Source organism: Brenneria goodwinii, assembly GCF_002291445.1.
GTDB lineage: Bacteria > Pseudomonadota > Gammaproteobacteria > Enterobacterales > Enterobacteriaceae > Brenneria > Brenneria goodwinii.
Map to the genome: position 1 here is coordinate 4,649,057 of NZ_CP014137.1, position 17,324 is coordinate 4,666,380.

The following is a 17,324-nucleotide window of genomic DNA, read 5'->3' on the forward strand; positions in this document are numbered from 1 at the left end:
GTCGTTGCCAGCCTGAATGACTGGGATGGCATAAAGAAAGAATAAAAATCCCTACACTCCAGCCTGAATCGGCACGGGGTTGAATAATTAGACGATTGGAGAAACAGATTATGCCATTAGTGATTGTCGCTGTTGGCGTCGCAATACTGCTATTATTGATGATTCGTTTTAAGTTGAATGGTTTCATCTCATTGATTTTAGTGGCGTTAGCCGTCGGAATTATGCAGGGAATGCCGGTAGACAAAGTGATTGCCTCCATCAAAAACGGGGTGGGCGGCACGCTGGGAAGTCTGGCATTGATCATGGGGTTTGGCGCGATGTTGGGCAAGCTGCTGGCCGATTGCGGCGGCGCGCAACGCATAGCCACAACTCTGATCGATAAATTTGGCAAAAAACATATTCAATGGGCGATTGTGCTGACCGGTTTTACCGTGGGGTTTGCACTGTTCTATGAGGTCGGTTTCGTATTGCTGCTGCCGCTGGTGTTCAGCATTGTCGCCTCTGCGCGGATTCCGCTGTTGTACGCCGGCGTGCCGATGGCGGCGGCGCTGTCCGTCACGCACGGTTTTTTGCCGCCGCATCCGGGGCCGACGGCGATCGCCGCCATTTTCCAGGCGGACATGGGGCTAACGCTGCTGTACGGAACGTTGCTGGCGATCCCTACGGTAATTCTGGCCGGCCCGGTTTATGCGCGTTTCCTGAAAGGCATCGATAAGCCGGTTCCCGAAGGGCTTTATAATCCGAAACAGTTTTCCGATGAAGAGATGCCGAGCTTTGGCGTCAGCGTTGCTACAGCGCTGGTTCCCGTCATTTTAATGGCGCTGCGCGCGGTGGCCGAAATGGTGTTGCCAAAGGGGCACGCCTTATTGCCTTACGCCGAATTCTTCGGCGATCCGGTGATGGCGACGTTGATCTCCGTGCTGATTGCGATTTTTACGTTTGGTCTGAATCGCGGTCGTTCGATGGATGAAGTCATGGCGACCATCACGGACTCGATTAAAATCATTGCCATGATGCTGTTGATTTTGGGCGGCGGCGGCGCGTTTAAACAGGTATTGGTGGACAGCGGCGTAGACAAATACATCGCCGCCATGATGGAAGGCAGTTCCATTTCCCCCATTTTACTGGCCTGGCTGATTGCCGCCACGCTGCGCATCGCGCTGGGATCGGCGACGGTCGCCGCGATCACCGCCGGCGGGATCGCCGCGCCGCTGATCGCATCCACCGGCGCCAGCCCCGAACTGATGGTGATTGCCGTTGGGTCCGGCAGCGTGATTTTCTCTCACGTGAACGACCCCGGCTTCTGGCTGTTCAAAGAGTATTTCAATCTGACGATTATGGAAACCATCAAGTCCTGGTCGGCGCTGGAGACGATTATCTCCGTCTGCGGACTGGTCGGGTGCCTGCTGTTGGCGATGGTTGTGTGACGAAGCGTTATCAGGCGGAGTTTTCCTCCGCCTGCGTTTGCAGACAAACCTGTCTGTGAAGTCGAAATATCCGCGGCGATCACGGGGGTGAGGACTCCCCCCGTGTTTCCCCTACCAAAACGCGTGCGTTTTTGAACGCCGCTGGCGGGGCGAATGGTAAATCGCCTGAGACGGCGTTTATTTACCGTGTTACAGCTTCATATACGCCCGTATGCCATCCAGGAACATCTGCGTTGATAGCATCACCAGAATTAATCCCATCAGCTTTTCCAGCGCACTAACGCCTTTCTCACCCAGCAAACGTAAAAACAGGTTCGACATTAGCAGGATCACGAAAGAGATCGACCAGGCGATAAATAGCGCTAACGTCAGGTGGGGCAGTTGGTCGGGATATTGATGGGAAAGCAGCATCAGCGCCGCCAGAATCGACGGACCGGCAACCAGTGGGATCGCCATCGGCACCAGAAAGGGTTCTTCTCCAGCCGGTAAACCGCTTTTGTGGCCTTCCTGCGAGGGGAAGATCATGCGGATGGCGATCAGGAACAATATGATTCCGCCGGAAATCGATACCGTTTCGGTGCGCAGGTTCAGAAAGGCCAGGATCCGCTCGCCGGCGAAGAGGAAAATCAGCATCAAACCCAGCGCGATAAGCATTTCACGGATGAGTACGACGCGTCGGCGTTTAGGATCCAGATGTTTCAGCACCGACATGAAAATAGGCAGATTGCCGAGTGGATCCATAATTAACAGCAACAGCACGGTTGCTGAGATCATTTCTGTCATTTTAGTATTTTGCTCCTGAACGCCAATGTGGTACGTCATCCTGCATAAAAACAGATGATATTAGAATGACTGCTGAAAAACGTCGCGCTATCGAATAAATTCACTTGCGACTTTGCGTACATTTTGTATGGTTAAAGTCGTTATACCCTTCATATTTCAGGTTGCAGGCGTGTTGGCTGCGTTCATTTACTCGAATTGTCTGGTTGTAGCCAGTTTATCGGAGTTCGTTCGCCTGCCGCTGTATTGGGTATACTCTTAATATGTTTACTATCAATTACTACACTAAGAGCCTATCCCAGTAGGCGTTATTGGCGCAGGCAGTTTGGACACGGACAGCGCGCAGAAACCGGAGCGTACACGTAGTACGTGAGGATTTCGAGCACTGCCCAGGGCCAAAATGGCAAGTGAAATAGCCCTAATGGGATAGTCTCTAAGACTGCATCCAGGATTCTTTTTGTTACCCCCAAGGTAGGACAGTTACCATGAAAAATGTTGGTTTTATTGGCTGGCGCGGTATGGTCGGTTCGGTTCTCATGCAACGCATGGTCGAAGAACGCGACTTCGACGCGATCCGCCCGGTATTCTTTTCCACTTCTCAGCACGGTGAACCGGCGCCAACGTTGGGAGGTCAGCAAGGCGTGTTGCAGGACGCTTACGATCTGGATGCGTTGCGTGCGCTGGATATCATTATCACCTGTCAGGGCGGCGATTATACCAATGAAATTTATCCAAAGCTGCGCGAAAGCGGCTGGCAGGGGTATTGGATTGACGCCGCCTCCTCTCTGCGCATGAAGGATGACGCCATTATTATTCTTGATCCGGTTAACCATGAAGTGATCAGGAAGGGGCTGGATAACGGCATTAAAACCTTTGTCGGCGGCAACTGCACCGTCAGCCTGATGCTGATGTCGCTGGGCGGCCTGTTCGCCAACGATCTGGTGGATTGGGTTTCGGTCTCCACTTATCAGGCGGCTTCCGGCGGCGGCGCACGTCATATGCGCGAGCTTCTGGTGCAAATGGGTATGTTGAATGGTGAAGTTGCGAAAGAGCTTCAGGATCCCGCTTCAGCCATTCTGGATATCGAACGTAAAGTTACCGCGCTGACCCGCAGCGGCACGCTGCCGACCGATAACTTCGGCGTGCCTTTGGCGGGCAGCCTGATCCCGTGGATCGACAAGCAGTTGGATAACGGCCAAAGCCGCGAAGAGTGGAAAGGTCAGGCGGAAACCAACAAGATCCTCAACACCGGCAGCGTGATCCCGGTTGACGGTCTGTGCGTTCGCGTCGGCGCGCTGCGTTGTCATAGCCAGGCTTTCACCATCAAACTGAAAAAAGATGTGGCGCTGCCGGAAATTGAACAGATGCTGGCGACCCATAACGACTGGGTGAAAGTGGTGCCGAACGATCGCGACGTGACGATGCGTGAGCTGACGCCGGCAGCGGTGACCGGTACGCTGTCTACCCCGGTTGGCCGTTTGCGTAAACTGAATATGGGGCCGGAATATCTGTCCGCGTTTACGGTTGGCGATCAGCTGCTGTGGGGCGCTGCTGAACCGTTGCGCCGTATGCTGCGTATTCTGCTGTAATCCTTCTCCCGATCTGACGTAGCGCCTCAGGCGTTGCGTCAGGTTATTCTTCCGCGTGATTGCGCCGGCCGAATGTCTTCGATTTCCGCTAAATTGATATTGTACGTATGCATCACGCCGTCTGCCTTTTATAATGCCGGCAAACTTCCCCTCCATTCTCTTTCCCTACGAGGCTGACGGTGCAAAGACTGACGATTTCAATGGACGATCAACTGGCGCAGAACTTTGATGAACTGATGCGGCGTAAAGGCTATGCCAATCGTTCAGAAGCGTTCCGCGATATGCTGCGTCGCGAACTGGGCGAAATGACGCTGGAGACGGATAAAAATGGCGTCTGCGTGGCGGTGTTGAGCTACGTCTACGATCATCATGAGCGTCAGCTTTCCAGTCGGCTTGCCGATATGCAGCACGAACATCACGATTTAACGGTTTCCACCATGCATACGCATCTGAGCCATGAGGAGTGCGTGGAAACGATTATTTTGCGCGGCGCCACGTCGCAGGTTGAGCGTTTTGCCGAGTCGGTGATGGCGCAGACCGGCGTGCGCCACGGGCGATTGAATCTTATTCCGCTGTAATGTCTTCAAGGCCGGCATCGGCGGGTACTTTCCGCCTCCCGGTCTGTGGGTAAAACCCAAGGTTGCTTGCAGGCGTAAGTTACGTTAGATCAAAAAAGTATGATTTTTTTTGTAAAGTTCATACTCCACGGTTAAATCATTCCCTCCTATCTGATATAAATCGGGCATAGAAAAAACGCCGCCCTGCGACGGCGACAAAGGTGGTGGGCGGAAAGCCCGTCAGCGAAAAGAATTGTTTTCCTGTTCAGTACCGGTGCGTTGGTGAGGTACACGCCCGGTCTGAGCGCTTTTACAGGATCAACCCGCGTGAGCCAACTCCTTGTCGAAAATGAAAGCCGTGAGCTATTGGATGATGTGCAGTGCTACTGGACGTCCCGCGCCGCCAGCTACAGTAAACTGAACGCCGCCGAACTGGCCAACGCCAAACGCGACGCCTGGCTGCAAAAAATCAACGAATACGCGCCGCGCAAACCGGTATTAAAGGTACTGGATATTGGCAGCGGGCCGGGATTTTTTGCCGTTATGATGGCGCTGGCCGGGCATCAGGTGACGGCGGTCGATATTACGCAGGCGATGCTGGATCAGGCGCGCGCTAATGCGGCGCGCTACGGCGCTGAGGTGAACTTCGTGTCATCAGACGTTCATACGCTGCCGTTTGCCGACGCGCGTTTTGATCTGATTGTGACGCGTAATGTGACCTGGAATCTGGACGATCCGCAGCGCGCCTATGAAGAGTGGCATCGGGTGCTGGCGCCGGGGGGCCGGTTGATTAATTTCGACGCCAACTGGTATCTGCAACTGTTCGATGAGCAAAGCCGTCTTGGCTATCTGGCGGATCGGGCCAACGCCCGCTATCTGGGACTGGACGATCACTACGTCAATACCGATACCGTCGCGATGGAAAACATCGCCCGCCAGCTGCCGCTCAGCCGTGAGCGCCGTCCGCAGTGGGATACGCAGGCGTTGCTGCGATGCGGCTATCGCAAAATCATGCTGGATACGCGCGTTGGCGATGAACTGTGGGATGAGACGGAAAAGGTGAATTACGCCTCGACGCCGATGTTTTTGATCTGTGCGGAAAAGTAGCCGCGGGGGCGCAATGAGGCCGATGCGAGCCATGCTGCTGCGAATTGCCGCGCTGGCATTACTGATGGTGGGGAGCCTGCCCACAGGCGCGGCGGAAAACACGCTTGACTATGCCAGCGTCAATGATATCCAGGACATTAACCCGCATCTTTATCGCGGTGAGATGGCCGCGCAGAATATGGTGTTTGAGCCGCTGGTGATGAATAGCGAACAGGGCATGCGGCCGTGGCTGGCGCAAAGCTGGGAGATCTCGCCGGACGGTAAGCGCTATACCTTTCACCTGCGTCACGGCGTGACCTTCAGCGACGGCGAAAGGTTTGATGCCCAGGCGGTAAAACAGAACATCGAGGCGGTGTTGGCGAATTATCAGCGCCATGCCTGGCTTGAACTGGTTCGGCAGATCGATAGCGTCAAGGTCGTGGATGATTATACCGTCGCGCTGTATCTGAAAAATCCCTATTACCCTACGCTGGTGGAGCTTGGATTAACCCGGCCTTTCCGTTTTATCTCCCCGAAAGATTTTATTAACGGTGAAACCAAGAACGGCGTCAGCGCTTATGCCGGAACCGGGCCGTGGCTGCTGGCGGAGTATGTACAAAATCAGTATGCCGTATTTAACGCCAATCCCCGCTACTGGGGAACGCCGCCAAGGCTTCATCGGGTGGTGTGGAGAGTCATTCCCGATCGTCAAAGCATGCTGCTGGCGTTGGAGAAAGGCGACATTCAGCTGATTTTCGGCGCGGATGGCGACATGCTGGACGGCGACAGTTTTATGGCGTTGCAGGCGGGCGGCAAGTTTCATACCGCCATCAGCGAGCCGGTGGCGTCACGGGCGTTGGTGTTGAACAGCGCCCGACCGATTACCGCCGATCGTCAGGTACGGCTCGCCTTACAGTATGCGGTGGATAAGCAGGCGATTGCCCAAGGCGTGATGGCGGGCAGCGAAAGCGTGGCGGATACGCTGCTGGCGCGTAACGTTCCCTATGCCGATATCGCTGATTTGCCGATTTATCGCTATGACATGGCCACAGCCAATGCCTTGTTAGACGAGGCCGGATGGCGGCTCCCCGCAGGCCGCGCAATCCGTGAGAAGCAGGGCAGGCCGCTGCGGTTGGTGTTCTCTTACAACGCCAATAACGCGGGAGAAAAGCAAATCGCCGAAGTGATACAAAGCAATTTCCGACAGGTGGGGGTGGACGTCACGCTGATTGGCGAAGAAAAACAGGCTTACCTGGACAGGCAGAAATCCGGTGATTTTGACCTGCAATACTCTTTGTCCTGGGGCAAACCTTACGATCCGCAGTCGTATGTTTCTTCGTTTCGTATTCCCGCGCATGCTGATTACCAGGGGCAAAAGGGGTTACCGGGCAAAGCCGAACTGGATGCGCTGATTGGCCGGGTGTTGATTACCCCGGATGACGAGCAGCGCCGGCAACTGTACCGCCAGATATTTATGACGCTGGCGCAGGAAGCGGTTTATATCCCGTTGACCTATTCCCGCACCAAAGCCGTGTTCAGCGCTCATCTGCAAGGCGTGACGTTTAATCCTTCCCAGTATGAGATCCCGTTTGAAAAGATGTACTGGCGTTAATGAACGGATGAAGCGCTATCTCTTCCGCCGCTTGCTGCTGATGATCCCGCTGATCCTGGCGATATCCTGGATCGCCTTTGCGTTGATCCAGCTTTCTCCTTCCGATCCCGCCGAAGTTGCGCTGCGCGTTAACATGATTGTGCCGACGGATGAGGCCATAGCGGCAATGCGCCATGAGTTGGGGCTGGACCGGTCGTTCTGGCAGCAATACCTTTCCTGGTTGCTGCGCTGCCTGCATCTGGATTTCGGCACCTCGTTCGTTACCCGAACCAGCGTGCGGCAGGCGCTCATGATCGCCTTGCCCGCCACGCTATGGCTGGCCGCCGGCGCTCTGGGCATCATCCTGCTGTTTTCGCTGTCGTTGGCCATGCTGTGCGTAGCAACCCAGGGGCGCTGGCAGGATAAACTTGTGCGTACGTTGCTGTTCCTGCTTACCGCGATGCCCAATTACTGGTTGGGCCTGCTGCTGATCTGGCTGCTGTCGGTCAAACTGAATTGGTTGCCTATCGGGGGGATTCAGGAGCCGGGCGCGGCGATCCTGCCCGCATTGACGCTGGCGCTGGGCTATATCGGCACCTATGTTCGTCTGCTGCGCAACAACATGCTGGGGCAGCTTAACCAGCCTTACGTCGAATATGCCCAGGCGCGTGGATTGAGCGCCCGGCGCATCCTCTGGCGGCATGTGTTGATTAACGCCCTCTATTCGCCTCTGGTGGCGCTAGGCATGAGTATTCCCAGGCTGATTGCCGGTACGCTGGTTATCGAAAACGTTTTTTCCTGGCCCGGTTTGGGGCGGCTATGCGTGACGGCGATTTTTAACCGCGATTACCCGGTCATTCAGGCTTATGTCCTGTTGATGGCGCTGCTGTTCGTCGTGATGAATTTCATCATTGATTTACTGCAAATGTGGCTGGATCCCCGTTTGCGGCGCGGTATCGCCGGATGATGCGGCGTCTCTGGCCGCGGCTGAAACAGGACAAGCTGGCGCTGGCGTGTCTGTGTTTTCTGGCGTTGCTGCTGCTGGCCGGTTTACTGGCGCCCTGGATTGCGCCGCACGATCCGCTGCTGGTGTCGTGGCGCGATAAATATCATGACATCAGCCTGGATTATCCGCTGGGCGCCGACCATCTGGGGCGATGTGTTCTGTCCCGCCTGTTGTTCGGCATTCGCACCACGGTGTGGGTATCGCTACTGGCGATGGCGGTCACGCTGACGTTCGGGATGCTGATCGGTATGCTGGCGGGTTACTTTCGCGGGCGTGTTGATGCCGTATTGATGCGCTTGTCTGACGTGATGCTGTCTTTCCCCGGCGAAGTGATGATTTTTGCGCTGGTGGGGATCCTGGGGCCGGGGCTGGGCAATATCATACTGGCGGTGCTGTTGGTGAAATGGGCCTGGTATGCCCGGATGATCCGCGGCATCGTACTGCAATATAGCGACCAGCACTACATTCATTACGCCAGACTGATCGGCGGAAGGCCGCGTTACATCATCCTGCGGCACCTGCTGCCGGTAACGGCGGCTGAAATGACGGTGCTGGCGACCACCGACAGCGGCGCGGTGATCCTGCTGCTATCGGCATTGTCTTTTATCGGACTCGGCGTTCAGCCGCCCACCCCGGAATGGGGCGCGATGCTGGGTGAGGCGAAGAACGTGATGATGATACATCCGGAGCAGATGTTGCCCGCCGGAGCGGCCATCGTGCTGACGGTAGCGGCGTTTAACTATCTGGGCGATTTTCTGCGCGATGTGTTGGATATGCAAGGAGCCACTGGAGATTGAGTCGTCGTTAGGCTCTCTGCTGTTATTCTTATATTGCTTTTAGTTCGTTGATGAAATCAGGCTTGTTTTTCAGAATATTCAACACTTTTAGCGCCGTGCCGGTCGGCTGGCGCCGGTGTTGCTCCCATGCCTGAACAAGGGAAGGCGAAACTCCTAGCGCTGAAGCAAAATCATCTTGTTTCAATCCTGATAATGCTCGAATCGCTTTCACATCAGGCATTTCATAGCGAGTGATACGCGCCGCCGTTGCTTTACCCTCGCTGATTGCTACGGCTTCGTTTACCGACGTCATTAGGTCATTGAAAAAATCACTCATAAAGAACCCCTTTTTAAATGTTCTATTGCTGACCTGAGCATGTTTTTTTCTGCTCCGGTTAATGTGTCTTTCTGCCCTTTTTGATACACAGTGAAGAGCCATATACGGCCCTTGGGCGATTGATAATAGTAGATGACGCGAACCCCACCGCGTTTACCACAATTGCTGCTTTCAGGTGAGAAACGGATCTTTCTGCATCCGCCAGTTCCAACAATGACTCCTCCCAACTCTGGGTCGGTAACTAACAATTTTTGTAGCTCTGTATACTCATCTTCACTAAGAAGTCTTTCACGTTGCTTGCTGAAAAAGTCAGTTTCAATGAACTCAGCATATTTCATTACGGCATCCTTTCCATGTTTGTGTGGAAAATTTACTCTTACATGGTAAGGGTGTCAATGCATGTAAACCGTTAGCGGTAAATCCATCAGGCCGCTTTTTCAATATCCGATAGCGTTTTACGTGGTGAAATAAACGGTACGCGGACTTCCACCCGGGTGAATTCGTCGGCTTGGCAGACCACGGTGACGCCGAAGCTCTTACCGTAACGGGCCTTGATGCGCCGGTCCACCAGATTCATGCCCAGACCATCTCCGCCGGTGGGGGGCTGATACATTCCGGCGTTGTCTTCTACCGTCAGCTCCAGCGTATTGGCATGCAAACGTCCGCTGATATGAATATGGCCGATCTCAAGCATCTGCGAAATTCCGTGCTTGATGGCATTCTCCACGATCGGCTGCAGGGAAAACGCCGGTAGCCGCGCTTCCAGCAGTTCGTCCGGCAGCGTGATATCCACCGTCAGGTGATCGGCGAAACGCGCCTTTTCAATCTCCAGATAGGCGTTAACGTGTTCCAACTCATCGCTGAGCGTCACCTCATCATTGCTGCGCTTCAGGTTTTTACGGAAAAAGGTCGATAGCGATAGCACCAACTGGCGGGCGTGATTGGGATCGCGGCGTATTACGGCGGATAACGTATTCAGCGCATTGAATAGGAAATGCGGGTTAACCTGGGCATGCAATAGTTTGATTTCCGACTGCACCAGTAGCTGTTTCTGCCGTTCGAAGCGTCCGGCCAGAATCTGGGCCGACAGCAGGTGGGCTATCCCTTCTCCCAGCGTACGGTTGATGCTGGAAAACAGTTTGTTCTTGGGTTCGTACAGTTTGATGGTGCCGATGACGCGCTGTTCTTCGCCGCGTAGCGGGATCACCAGCGTCGAACCCAGTTTACAGTTGGACGAGATGGAGCAAGTGTAGGGCACTTCATTGCCATCGGCGTAAACCACCTGGTTGTTATCAATCGCCCGATGGGTATGGCAGGAAGTGATGGGGGAATCTACGGTATGGTGGTCGTCGCCCAGGCCGATAAACGCCAGCAATTTTTCCCGGTCGGTAATCGCCACGGCGCCAACCCCCAGTTCTTCGTACAGGATACGGGCGACACGCATGCTGTTCTGCTGGTTGAAACCCTGCCGCAACGTACCTTCGGCGCGGGCGGCGATCTTCAGCGCCTTGGCGGAAAACGCCGAGGTGTACTTTTCAAAAATGGCTCGCCTGTCGAGCAGAATACGCATAAACATGGCCGCCCCCACGCTGTTGGTGATCATCATCGGCAGGGCAATGTCGCGCACCAGCGCCACCGCGTTATCAAACGGTCGGGCAACCAGCAGGATAATGGCCATTTGCAGAATTTCCGCCGCCAGCGCGGTTAAACCGACCACCAGCGGTTGAAACAGCAGATCGATACGGTTACGCCGGGTCAGATAGCGGTGCAGCAATCCGCCCAGCAGGCCTTCGGTGATGGTGGAAAGCATACAGGCCAGCGCCGTCATCCCACCCATCGAATAACGATGCAGTCCGCCGGTCAGCCCGACCAGAAAACCGACGGAAGGCCCGCCCAGCATACCGCCCAATACGGCGCCGGTGGCGCGGGTGTTGGCGATGGAATCATCAATATGCAGGCCGAAATAGGTGCCCATGATGCAGAACATGGAAAAAACCAGATAACACACCAGCTTATGGGGCAAGCGGATCGTAACCTGCATCAACGGAATGAATAACGGCGTTTTACTTAACAGATAAGCGATCACCAGATAAACGCACATCTGTTGCAGTAAAGAAAGAATCAAATCGACCTGGTTGATCATAAGAAAATATGCCTTGCTGCCCGAACGGGATAGTGTAGCGCGTTATCTGGCGGAGGAACATCGCCCGAGTCCGGGAAAGAAGCCGGCGCGGCGTAGCGGCGTCCATTGTTTTACCATCAGGCGTTACAGTTTTACCGTCAGGCGTCACGGGTGATTATTTATTTCCGCGGCGTGTCATGTTCCGCCATTGCCGCCCTTCGGCTACTAAGATTATTTAAAGTAGAGAACAAGATTATTCTTCATTGCGCATTATCTATTATCGTAACATTCCTCCGCTATTTATTAAGAGGCCATATTCTGGTGCAGTGGTGTGCTTTTTTAGTGCATTTGAATAAATGGCTTTATAAATAAAAAAATAATTCTATTGTTTTTATTTTTATATGATAAAAAATTTTTATGGTTAGTTGTTTTTGATTTTTTAATTTTATATAAATAGATTTAAAAACAGTATATTACGTTATTTTTTTGAGTTTTATTAAGTGCTGGCACAGTATTTGCTCACCTATTTATGTCTCGGTTAATACAGCGTGTTTTCGGCTATTTAATTATTTAGGGTGAGTTATGAAAATAATATTCAATCGTAGGTTGTCTATTTCGCTATTTACTATTTTCATTATGGCTGTATCGCCATTTTTACGGGCCGAATCTTCCGATACATTGCGTTTCGGCACCGCGCTGGGATATGCCCCGTTTGAATATCGCGGCAGCGACGGCGAAATGACCGGTTTTGAAATCGATTTAGGCAACGCTATTTGCGACTACCTGAAAAAACGCTGTCAGTGGGTGGAAACCGAAATATCCACCATGATCCCGGCATTAAAAGCGCGCAAGTTTGACGCCATTCTGGCCTCTATCGGCGTAACGGAAGCCAGAAAAAAACAGTTGCTGTTTACCGACAAGGTGCATGGCGGCAGAACGCGCATGATCACCAGGGAAAACAGCGGGCTGCTGCCTGACGGACAGTCGCTGGCCGGGAAGCGCATCGGCGTGGAGCAGGGGGCTAGCGTCGAAAACTTCGCCAAAAAGCGTTGGGCGCCGCTCGGCGTGACGGTGGTTTCCTATGGCAATCAGGATCTGGCTTATAACGACCTGATCGCAGGCCGCCTGGACGGCATGCTGACCGGCGAAGTGCAAGGCCAGCTCGGTTTTCTCAGTTCGGAAAAGGGCAGAGGCTTTGCCTTCGCCGGCGAACAGATTCAGGATCCGCTGCTTGGCACCGGCGTCAGCGCCATCGGCGTGGATAAGGATAACGCCGCGCTCGCCGCCGAGATCAATCGCGCATTGGCGGCGCTGCGCGCGGATGGGACTTACCAGAAGATCGCCGCCGAATATTTCCCGCCGTCCATTGATATCTACCAATAAGACGCAAAGGGGAACCGCTCATGTTTATTCCGCAGGGATACGCCCACATGCTGCTTGACGGCATTATGGTGACGGTGCGGCTCTCGCTGGGGGCGCTGGTGTTGGCGATGTTGCTCGGGCTGATTATGGCGCTGGCCAAACTTTCCGGCAGCCGGCCGCTGAACGCGGTCGCCGCACTGTACACCACCGTCATTCGCGGTATTCCCGATCTGGCGTTGATGCTGCTGGTGTTTTACAGCCTGCAAATGTGGCTCAACCAGATAACCGATTTCCTGGGATGGCGGCAGATCGATATTGAACCGTTCAGCGCCGGTATCGTGACGCTGGGTTTCATTTACGGCGCCTATTTTACCGAGACATTCCGCGGTGCCTTTATGGCGGTGCCGGCCGGGCAGATGGAGGCGGGGCGCGCATTCGGCCTGAGCGGCTGGCAATGCTTCCGCCAGATTCTCTTTCCGCAAATGATGCGCTTCGCTTTGCCGGGTCTCAGCAACAACTGGTTGATCATGGTGAAGGCCACCGCGTTGGTGTCGATCATCGGGCTTTCCGATGTGACAAAAGCCGCGCAGAACGCCGGTAAAGGATCGGGACAGCTGTTTTTCTATCTGGTTCTGGCGGCACTGTTTTATCTGCTGGTGACGACCGTATCCAGCGTTGTGCTGTATTGGCTGGGCAAACGCTACAACATCGGCGTACGTGAGGCGGAACTGTGATTGAAATACTGAAAGAATATGGCATGGCCTATCTCTGGCATGACGGCTACCACTATTCCGGTCTGCTGGTTACCTGTTGGCTGCTGTTGCTGTCCCTGCTGATGGGATTTGTTCTGTCGCTGCCGCTGGCCGTGGCGCGCGCGTCGCAGGTGCGCTGGCTGTCGCGCGCGGTATGGTGCTTCACCTATGTTTTTCGCGGCACGCCGCTCTATATCCAACTGCTGATTATCTACACCGGTATCTACAGTCTGGAGTTCGTACGGGCGCAGCCGATGCTGGACGCGTTTTTCCGCAACGGCTTTTATTGCGCCGTGCTGGCGCTTGGACTGAACACCACCGCGTTCACCACCGAGGTGTTCGCCGGCGCGATTAAAGGCATCGCTCACGGCGAGGTTGAAGCGGCGCGCGCCTATGGCCTGCATCGTTTTACCCTTTACCGCAAGATCATCCTTCCCGCCGCGCTGCGGCGAGCGCTGCCTTATTACAGCAATGAAGTGATCCTGATGCTGCACGCCACGTCCATTGCGTTTACCGCCACCGTGGCGGATTTACTCAAGGTCGCCGGCGATGTCAACGCGGAAACCTATATGTCTTTTCAGGCTTACGGCATCGCCGCGGCGATCTATCTGGTCACCACCTGCGTGCTTATCGCCCTGTTCCGTCAGGGAGAGAAACGCTGGCTGGCTTTTATTCGCCCCCGCGGTCAGTGAGGAGGATGCAATGGAAAAACTGGTTATTGATAATTTCACCAAAAGCTATGGCGACAATCAGGTGCTGCGTGGCGTATCGCTACGTGCGCGCGCCGGTGACGTGGTCAGCCTGATCGGCGCCAGCGGTTCGGGCAAGAGCACGTTTCTGCGCTGCATCAACTTTCTGGAACATCCCGACGACGGGGCGTTTTTCTTCGATGGCCGGCTGGTGCCGATGGTCAGGGACAACAAAGGCGGCATGCGTATCGCCGATGACCGCATGTTGCAACGTATCCGTACCCGGCTGTGCATGGTGTTCCAGCACTTTAATTTGTGGAGCCATCTTACCGCGCTGGAAAACATCATGCTGGCGCCCACCAGCGTACTGGGGTTGAGCAAGAGCGAGGCGCGCGAACGGGCGCAGCACTATCTCGATAAGGTCGGCCTGCCGCCGCAGGTGGCGCAACAGTATCCGGCCCATATCTCCGGCGGACAACAACAGCGCGTAGCCATTGCCCGGGCGCTGGCGATGGATCCCGATGTGATGCTGTTTGACGAGCCGACGTCGGCGCTGGATCCGGAACTGGTGGGCGAGGTGCTGAAGGTGATGCAGGTGCTGGCGGATGAGGGCCGCACCATGATCGTGGTCACGCATGAAATGGGATTCGCGCGTCATGTCTCCAGCCAGGTGCTGTTCCTCCATCAAGGGGTGATAGAGGAGCAGGGGGGGCCCGATGAGGTGTTGGGCAATCCGCAAAGCGGTCGGCTGCGCGGTTTTCTTAGCGGCAACCTGAAATGACGATCTCCGCGCTTTAGCGCCGTTCCACCTTCTGTGAAAAAACGTTTATGGAGACGGTTTATCCGCCTCCACGGGCCGCGCTGTGCGGTGTTTACCCTGTCCGACCATGCGGGCCGGACGTTGGTTGATGAGGATATTATGAATAGCGAAAAACTGGCATACCTGCGCGAAAGATTCGGCGACCATATCGAAGACGGCAAAATTTACCATCCGGATTTCGCCAAAGCGGCCAAAGTGCCCGCCGCCAGCCGGGCCGAAGGCCACAGTAAGTGGCCCATCGCCGAACCGGCAACCTTGCTCAATCTCGCCTATGACGCCGGCGCTTACGGCAATCGCTTCGCCGGGCTAGACGTGGCGCTGATCGGCGTGCCGATGGATCTCGGCGCCGGCGACCGTCCCGGCTGCCGCTTCGGGCCTCAGGCGGTACGATCCGTCAGCCGCGTCGGCCCTTACGATCGGGTGCTCAACGTTTCTCCCGCCGGCGATCTGCGGGTGAAAGACGTGGGCGACGTGGCGTTTACCAATAGCCGCAGCCTGGAACAGTGCCATGCGGATATCGAAGCCTACTATTCGCGCGTCATGGACTCGGGCGTGATACCGCTGACGGTGGGCGGCGATCATTCCATCACCTATTCCATTCTGCGCGCGCTTGGCAAGGATCGTCCGCTGGCCTGCGTGCATTTCGACGCCCACTGCGATACCTCCGGCGCTTACGGCACCAAATACCACCACGGCGCGCCGTTCCGTCAGGCGGTGCTGGACGGCGTGCTGGATGCGGAGAAATGCGTGCAAATCGGTATCCGCGGCGGCGGCACCTATCACGGCGAGTTCTCTCACGAATCCGGTATGACGGTGATTTACGCCGAAGACATTGTGGAGCGCGGCGTGGAGTATGCGATTGGCAAAATTCGCGAGGTGGTGGGCGATAGCGAGGTGTATATCTCGTTCGACATCGATTCGGTGGATCCGGGGTTTGCGCCCGGCACCGGCACGCCGGAGGTGGGCGGACTGACGCCGCGCGAAGTGCTGAGCATGTTGCGGTCTATGGCTGGAATGAAGGTGGTCGGCGGCGACGTGGTGGAAGTCGCGCCGCAGTATGACGCCTCCTCCAATACGGCGCAAATCACCGCGCAGGTGCTGTTTATGCAACTGTGTCTGGTGGCGTTGGCGCGCCAGCAATAATAAACCGTTGCGCGTCCGGCGGTGCGCCGGGCGCGTTCCTCACTGAGCTACCGTTAATGACAGGCTAACTATGCTACCCGTGACCGCCCGGGCCAGACGCGCCGGGAAACGTTTCCTTTTGTTGGATAATATGTTGCTGGAACTCGGTTTCTCCGCCGTGTTTCCGCTGTTGTCGGTTCATTTCGTCGAGCAGTTGGGCTGGCCGGCGATTATCGTGGGCGTGGCGCTGGCTATCTGGCAGTTCATTCAGTCCGGCACCGGCATTCTCGGCGGCGCCATCGCCGACCGTTTGGGGGCCAAGCCGATGATGGTGACCGGCATGCTGCTGCGCGCTGCGGGATTCGGCGTGATGGCTTTCGCCGATGCCGGATGGATATTGATGCTGGCCTGCGCGCTGGCGGCGTTCGGCGGCATGCTGTTTTCCCCCTGCCGCTCCGCGCTGGTGATCAAACTGGTTCGCCCGGCTGAGCGGGGCCGCTTCTATTCCATTCTGATGGTGGAGGACAGCGCGTTCCGGGTGATCGGCGCGCTGCTCGGCAGTTGGCTGCTGATGCATTACGACTTTCGCCATGTTTGTCTGGCCGGCATGCTGTTCTTTGTTCTGGCCGCTGGCTGGAACCTGTGGAAACTGCCCGCTTACAAGCTGTCCAGCGTGCGTGCCCCGGTGCTGTCCGGGATGGCGCGGGCGTTCAGGGATCGGAATTTCCGCCGCTACGTGCTGACGCTAACCGGTTACTATACCCTCAACGTGCAGGTGATGTTGATGCTGCCCGTCGCGATACTGTCCGTCGCCCACACGCCGGCGGCCGTCGGCTGGATGTATTCCGTGGACGCCGTAATGGCGGTGCTGTTGCTCTATCCGCTGGCGCGCTGGAGCGAACGCCACTTCCGGCTGGAACAGCGGCTGATCATCGGGCTGGCTATTATGACCCTCAGCCTGCTGTTCGTCGGCTTTACCCATACGCTGCTGCCGCTGTTTATGCTGGTGATCACCTTCTATTTTGGATCGCTGATCGCCGAACCGGCGCGGGAAACCCTCAGCGCCGAACTGTCCGACTACCGCGCCCGCGGTAGTTATATGGGGTTCAGCCGCATGGGCGCGGCGGTGGGCGGCGCTATCGGCTACAGCGGCGGCGGTTGGCTGTATGATTTAGGCGCGGCGCAAGACACGCCTGCGCTGCCGTGGCTGATCCTCGGCGTTATCGGTTTCGTCACCCTATTGGCGCTCTACGTTCAGTTTCGCCGCCGCCCAACGCGGCGTATCGCCAGGGTACAAAGTTTGTAACC

17 protein-coding genes are annotated in these 17,324 nt (G+C 55.7%); 13 read left to right on the plus strand and 4 right to left on the minus strand.

Going from position 1 to position 17,324, the window contains the following annotated elements:
- The first annotated feature begins 110 nt into the window (after positions 1–110).
- Positions 111–1,427, plus strand: a complete 1,317-nt coding sequence (gntT, locus tag ACN28R_RS20625) for a gluconate transporter (RefSeq protein WP_048637130.1) — start codon at positions 111–113, stop codon at positions 1,425–1,427.
- Between the two features lie 189 nt (positions 1,428–1,616).
- On the opposite strand, the gene ACN28R_RS20630 is transcribed toward gntT, so the two are convergent.
- Positions 1,617–2,210 (minus strand): YhgN family NAAT transporter, encoded by a 594-nt coding sequence (locus ACN28R_RS20630; protein WP_048637131.1) that lies wholly within the window; start codon positions 2,208–2,210, stop codon positions 1,617–1,619.
- Positions 2,211–2,692: 482 nt separating this feature from the next.
- On the opposite strand from ACN28R_RS20630, the gene asd reads away from it, so the two are divergent.
- The 6 genes from asd (at position 2,693) to opp1C (ending at position 8,833) form a co-directional block, all read left to right on the plus strand.
- Positions 2,693–3,796, plus strand: a complete 1,104-nt coding sequence (gene asd, locus ACN28R_RS20635; protein WP_048637132.1) for an aspartate-semialdehyde dehydrogenase — start codon at positions 2,693–2,695, stop codon at positions 3,794–3,796.
- A 179-nt stretch (positions 3,797–3,975) separates the two neighbouring features.
- On the plus strand, positions 3,976–4,374 hold the full coding sequence (gene nikR, locus ACN28R_RS20640) for a nickel-responsive transcriptional regulator NikR (RefSeq protein ID WP_048637133.1): 399 nt from the start codon (positions 3,976–3,978) through the stop codon (positions 4,372–4,374).
- Positions 4,375–4,680: 306 nt separating this feature from the next.
- Positions 4,681–5,460, plus strand: coding sequence for a class I SAM-dependent methyltransferase (locus tag ACN28R_RS20645; RefSeq protein WP_095835359.1), 780 nt, complete (start codon positions 4,681–4,683; stop codon positions 5,458–5,460).
- A gap of 22 nt (positions 5,461–5,482) precedes the next feature.
- Positions 5,483–7,051 carry a nickel ABC transporter substrate-binding protein gene (gene nikA / locus ACN28R_RS20650; RefSeq protein ID WP_095835360.1) on the plus strand — a complete coding sequence of 523 codons (1,569 nt, stop codon included), beginning with the start codon at positions 5,483–5,485 and terminating at the stop codon, positions 7,049–7,051.
- 7 nt (positions 7,052–7,058) lie between these two features.
- Positions 7,059–7,997, plus strand: coding sequence for a nickel/cobalt ABC transporter permease (gene opp1B, locus ACN28R_RS20655; protein ID WP_095835361.1), 939 nt, complete (start codon positions 7,059–7,061; stop codon positions 7,995–7,997).
- A complete protein-coding gene (gene opp1C, locus ACN28R_RS20660) occupies positions 7,994–8,833 on the plus strand; it encodes a nickel/cobalt ABC transporter permease (RefSeq protein WP_048637137.1) in 840 nt (279 codons plus the stop codon). Before opp1B ends, opp1C begins: the two co-directional genes overlap by 4 nt.
- Before the next feature lie 28 nt (positions 8,834–8,861).
- Here the strand turns inward: opp1C and nadS are convergent, their stop codons facing one another.
- From nadS to ACN28R_RS20675, 3 genes are all read right to left on the minus strand, one after another.
- Positions 8,862–9,149: a NadS family protein gene (gene nadS, locus ACN28R_RS20665; RefSeq protein WP_048637138.1), complete on the minus strand. Its 288-nt coding sequence runs from the start codon at positions 9,147–9,149 to the stop codon at positions 8,862–8,864.
- On the minus strand, positions 9,146–9,487 hold the full coding sequence (locus ACN28R_RS20670) for a hypothetical protein (protein WP_048637139.1): 342 nt from the start codon (positions 9,485–9,487) through the stop codon (positions 9,146–9,148). The genes nadS and ACN28R_RS20670 overlap by 4 nt, the downstream gene beginning before the upstream one ends.
- Positions 9,488–9,573: 86 nt before the next feature.
- Positions 9,574–11,292, minus strand: coding sequence for a sensor histidine kinase (locus ACN28R_RS20675; RefSeq protein WP_048637140.1), 1,719 nt, complete (start codon positions 11,290–11,292; stop codon positions 9,574–9,576).
- A 561-nt stretch (positions 11,293–11,853) separates the two neighbouring features.
- On the opposite strand from ACN28R_RS20675, the gene ACN28R_RS20680 reads away from it, so the two are divergent.
- From ACN28R_RS20680 to mdtH, 6 genes are all read left to right on the plus strand, one after another.
- Positions 11,854–12,654, plus strand: a complete 801-nt coding sequence (locus ACN28R_RS20680; protein ID WP_095835362.1) for a transporter substrate-binding domain-containing protein — start codon at positions 11,854–11,856, stop codon at positions 12,652–12,654.
- 26 nt (positions 12,655–12,680) lie between these two features.
- Positions 12,681–13,367, plus strand: a complete 687-nt coding sequence (locus ACN28R_RS20685) for an ABC transporter permease (protein WP_197089017.1) — start codon at positions 12,681–12,683, stop codon at positions 13,365–13,367.
- Entirely contained in the window at positions 13,364–14,077 is a 714-nt protein-coding gene (hisM, locus tag ACN28R_RS20690; protein WP_095835363.1) for a histidine ABC transporter permease HisM, read from the plus strand. The genes ACN28R_RS20685 and hisM overlap by 4 nt, the downstream gene beginning before the upstream one ends.
- Positions 14,078–14,087: 10 nt before the next feature.
- Complete coding sequence (locus tag ACN28R_RS20695) at positions 14,088–14,855, plus strand: ABC transporter ATP-binding protein (RefSeq protein ID WP_048637143.1); 768 nt, start codon at positions 14,088–14,090, stop codon at positions 14,853–14,855.
- Positions 14,856–14,993: 138 nt separating this feature from the next.
- On the plus strand, positions 14,994–16,037 hold the full coding sequence (gene speB / locus ACN28R_RS20700; protein ID WP_197088970.1) for an agmatinase: 1,044 nt from the start codon (positions 14,994–14,996) through the stop codon (positions 16,035–16,037).
- A gap of 70 nt (positions 16,038–16,107) precedes the next feature.
- Positions 16,108–17,322, plus strand: coding sequence for a multidrug efflux MFS transporter MdtH (mdtH, locus tag ACN28R_RS20705; RefSeq protein ID WP_048637144.1), 1,215 nt, complete (start codon positions 16,108–16,110; stop codon positions 17,320–17,322).
- Positions 17,323–17,324: the final 2 nt, after the last annotated feature.

Coding starts and splice junctions, on each gene's coding strand:
- opp1C (WP_048637137.1), top strand. CDS start 7,994: ATGATGCGGCGTCTCTGGCCGCGGCTGAAACAGGACAAGCTGGCGCTG.
- nikA (WP_095835360.1), top strand. CDS start 5,483: ATGCGAGCCATGCTGCTGCGAATTGCCGCGCTGGCATTACTGATGGTG.
- ACN28R_RS20670 (WP_048637139.1), bottom strand. CDS start 9,487: ATGAAATATGCTGAGTTCATTGAAACTGACTTTTTCAGCAAGCAACGT.
- ACN28R_RS20695 (WP_048637143.1), top strand. CDS start 14,088: ATGGAAAAACTGGTTATTGATAATTTCACCAAAAGCTATGGCGACAAT.
- ACN28R_RS20680 (WP_095835362.1), top strand. CDS start 11,854: ATGAAAATAATATTCAATCGTAGGTTGTCTATTTCGCTATTTACTATT.
- ACN28R_RS20675 (WP_048637140.1), bottom strand. CDS start 11,292: ATGATCAACCAGGTCGATTTGATTCTTTCTTTACTGCAACAGATGTGC.
- ACN28R_RS20630 (WP_048637131.1), bottom strand. CDS start 2,210: ATGACAGAAATGATCTCAGCAACCGTGCTGTTGCTGTTAATTATGGAT.
- mdtH (WP_048637144.1), top strand. CDS start 16,108: ATGCTACCCGTGACCGCCCGGGCCAGACGCGCCGGGAAACGTTTCCTT.
- speB (WP_197088970.1), top strand. CDS start 14,994: ATGAATAGCGAAAAACTGGCATACCTGCGCGAAAGATTCGGCGACCAT.
- asd (WP_048637132.1), top strand. CDS start 2,693: ATGAAAAATGTTGGTTTTATTGGCTGGCGCGGTATGGTCGGTTCGGTT.
- opp1B (WP_095835361.1), top strand. CDS start 7,059: ATGAAGCGCTATCTCTTCCGCCGCTTGCTGCTGATGATCCCGCTGATC.
- gntT (WP_048637130.1), top strand. CDS start 111: ATGCCATTAGTGATTGTCGCTGTTGGCGTCGCAATACTGCTATTATTG.
- nadS (WP_048637138.1), bottom strand. CDS start 9,149: ATGAGTGATTTTTTCAATGACCTAATGACGTCGGTAAACGAAGCCGTA.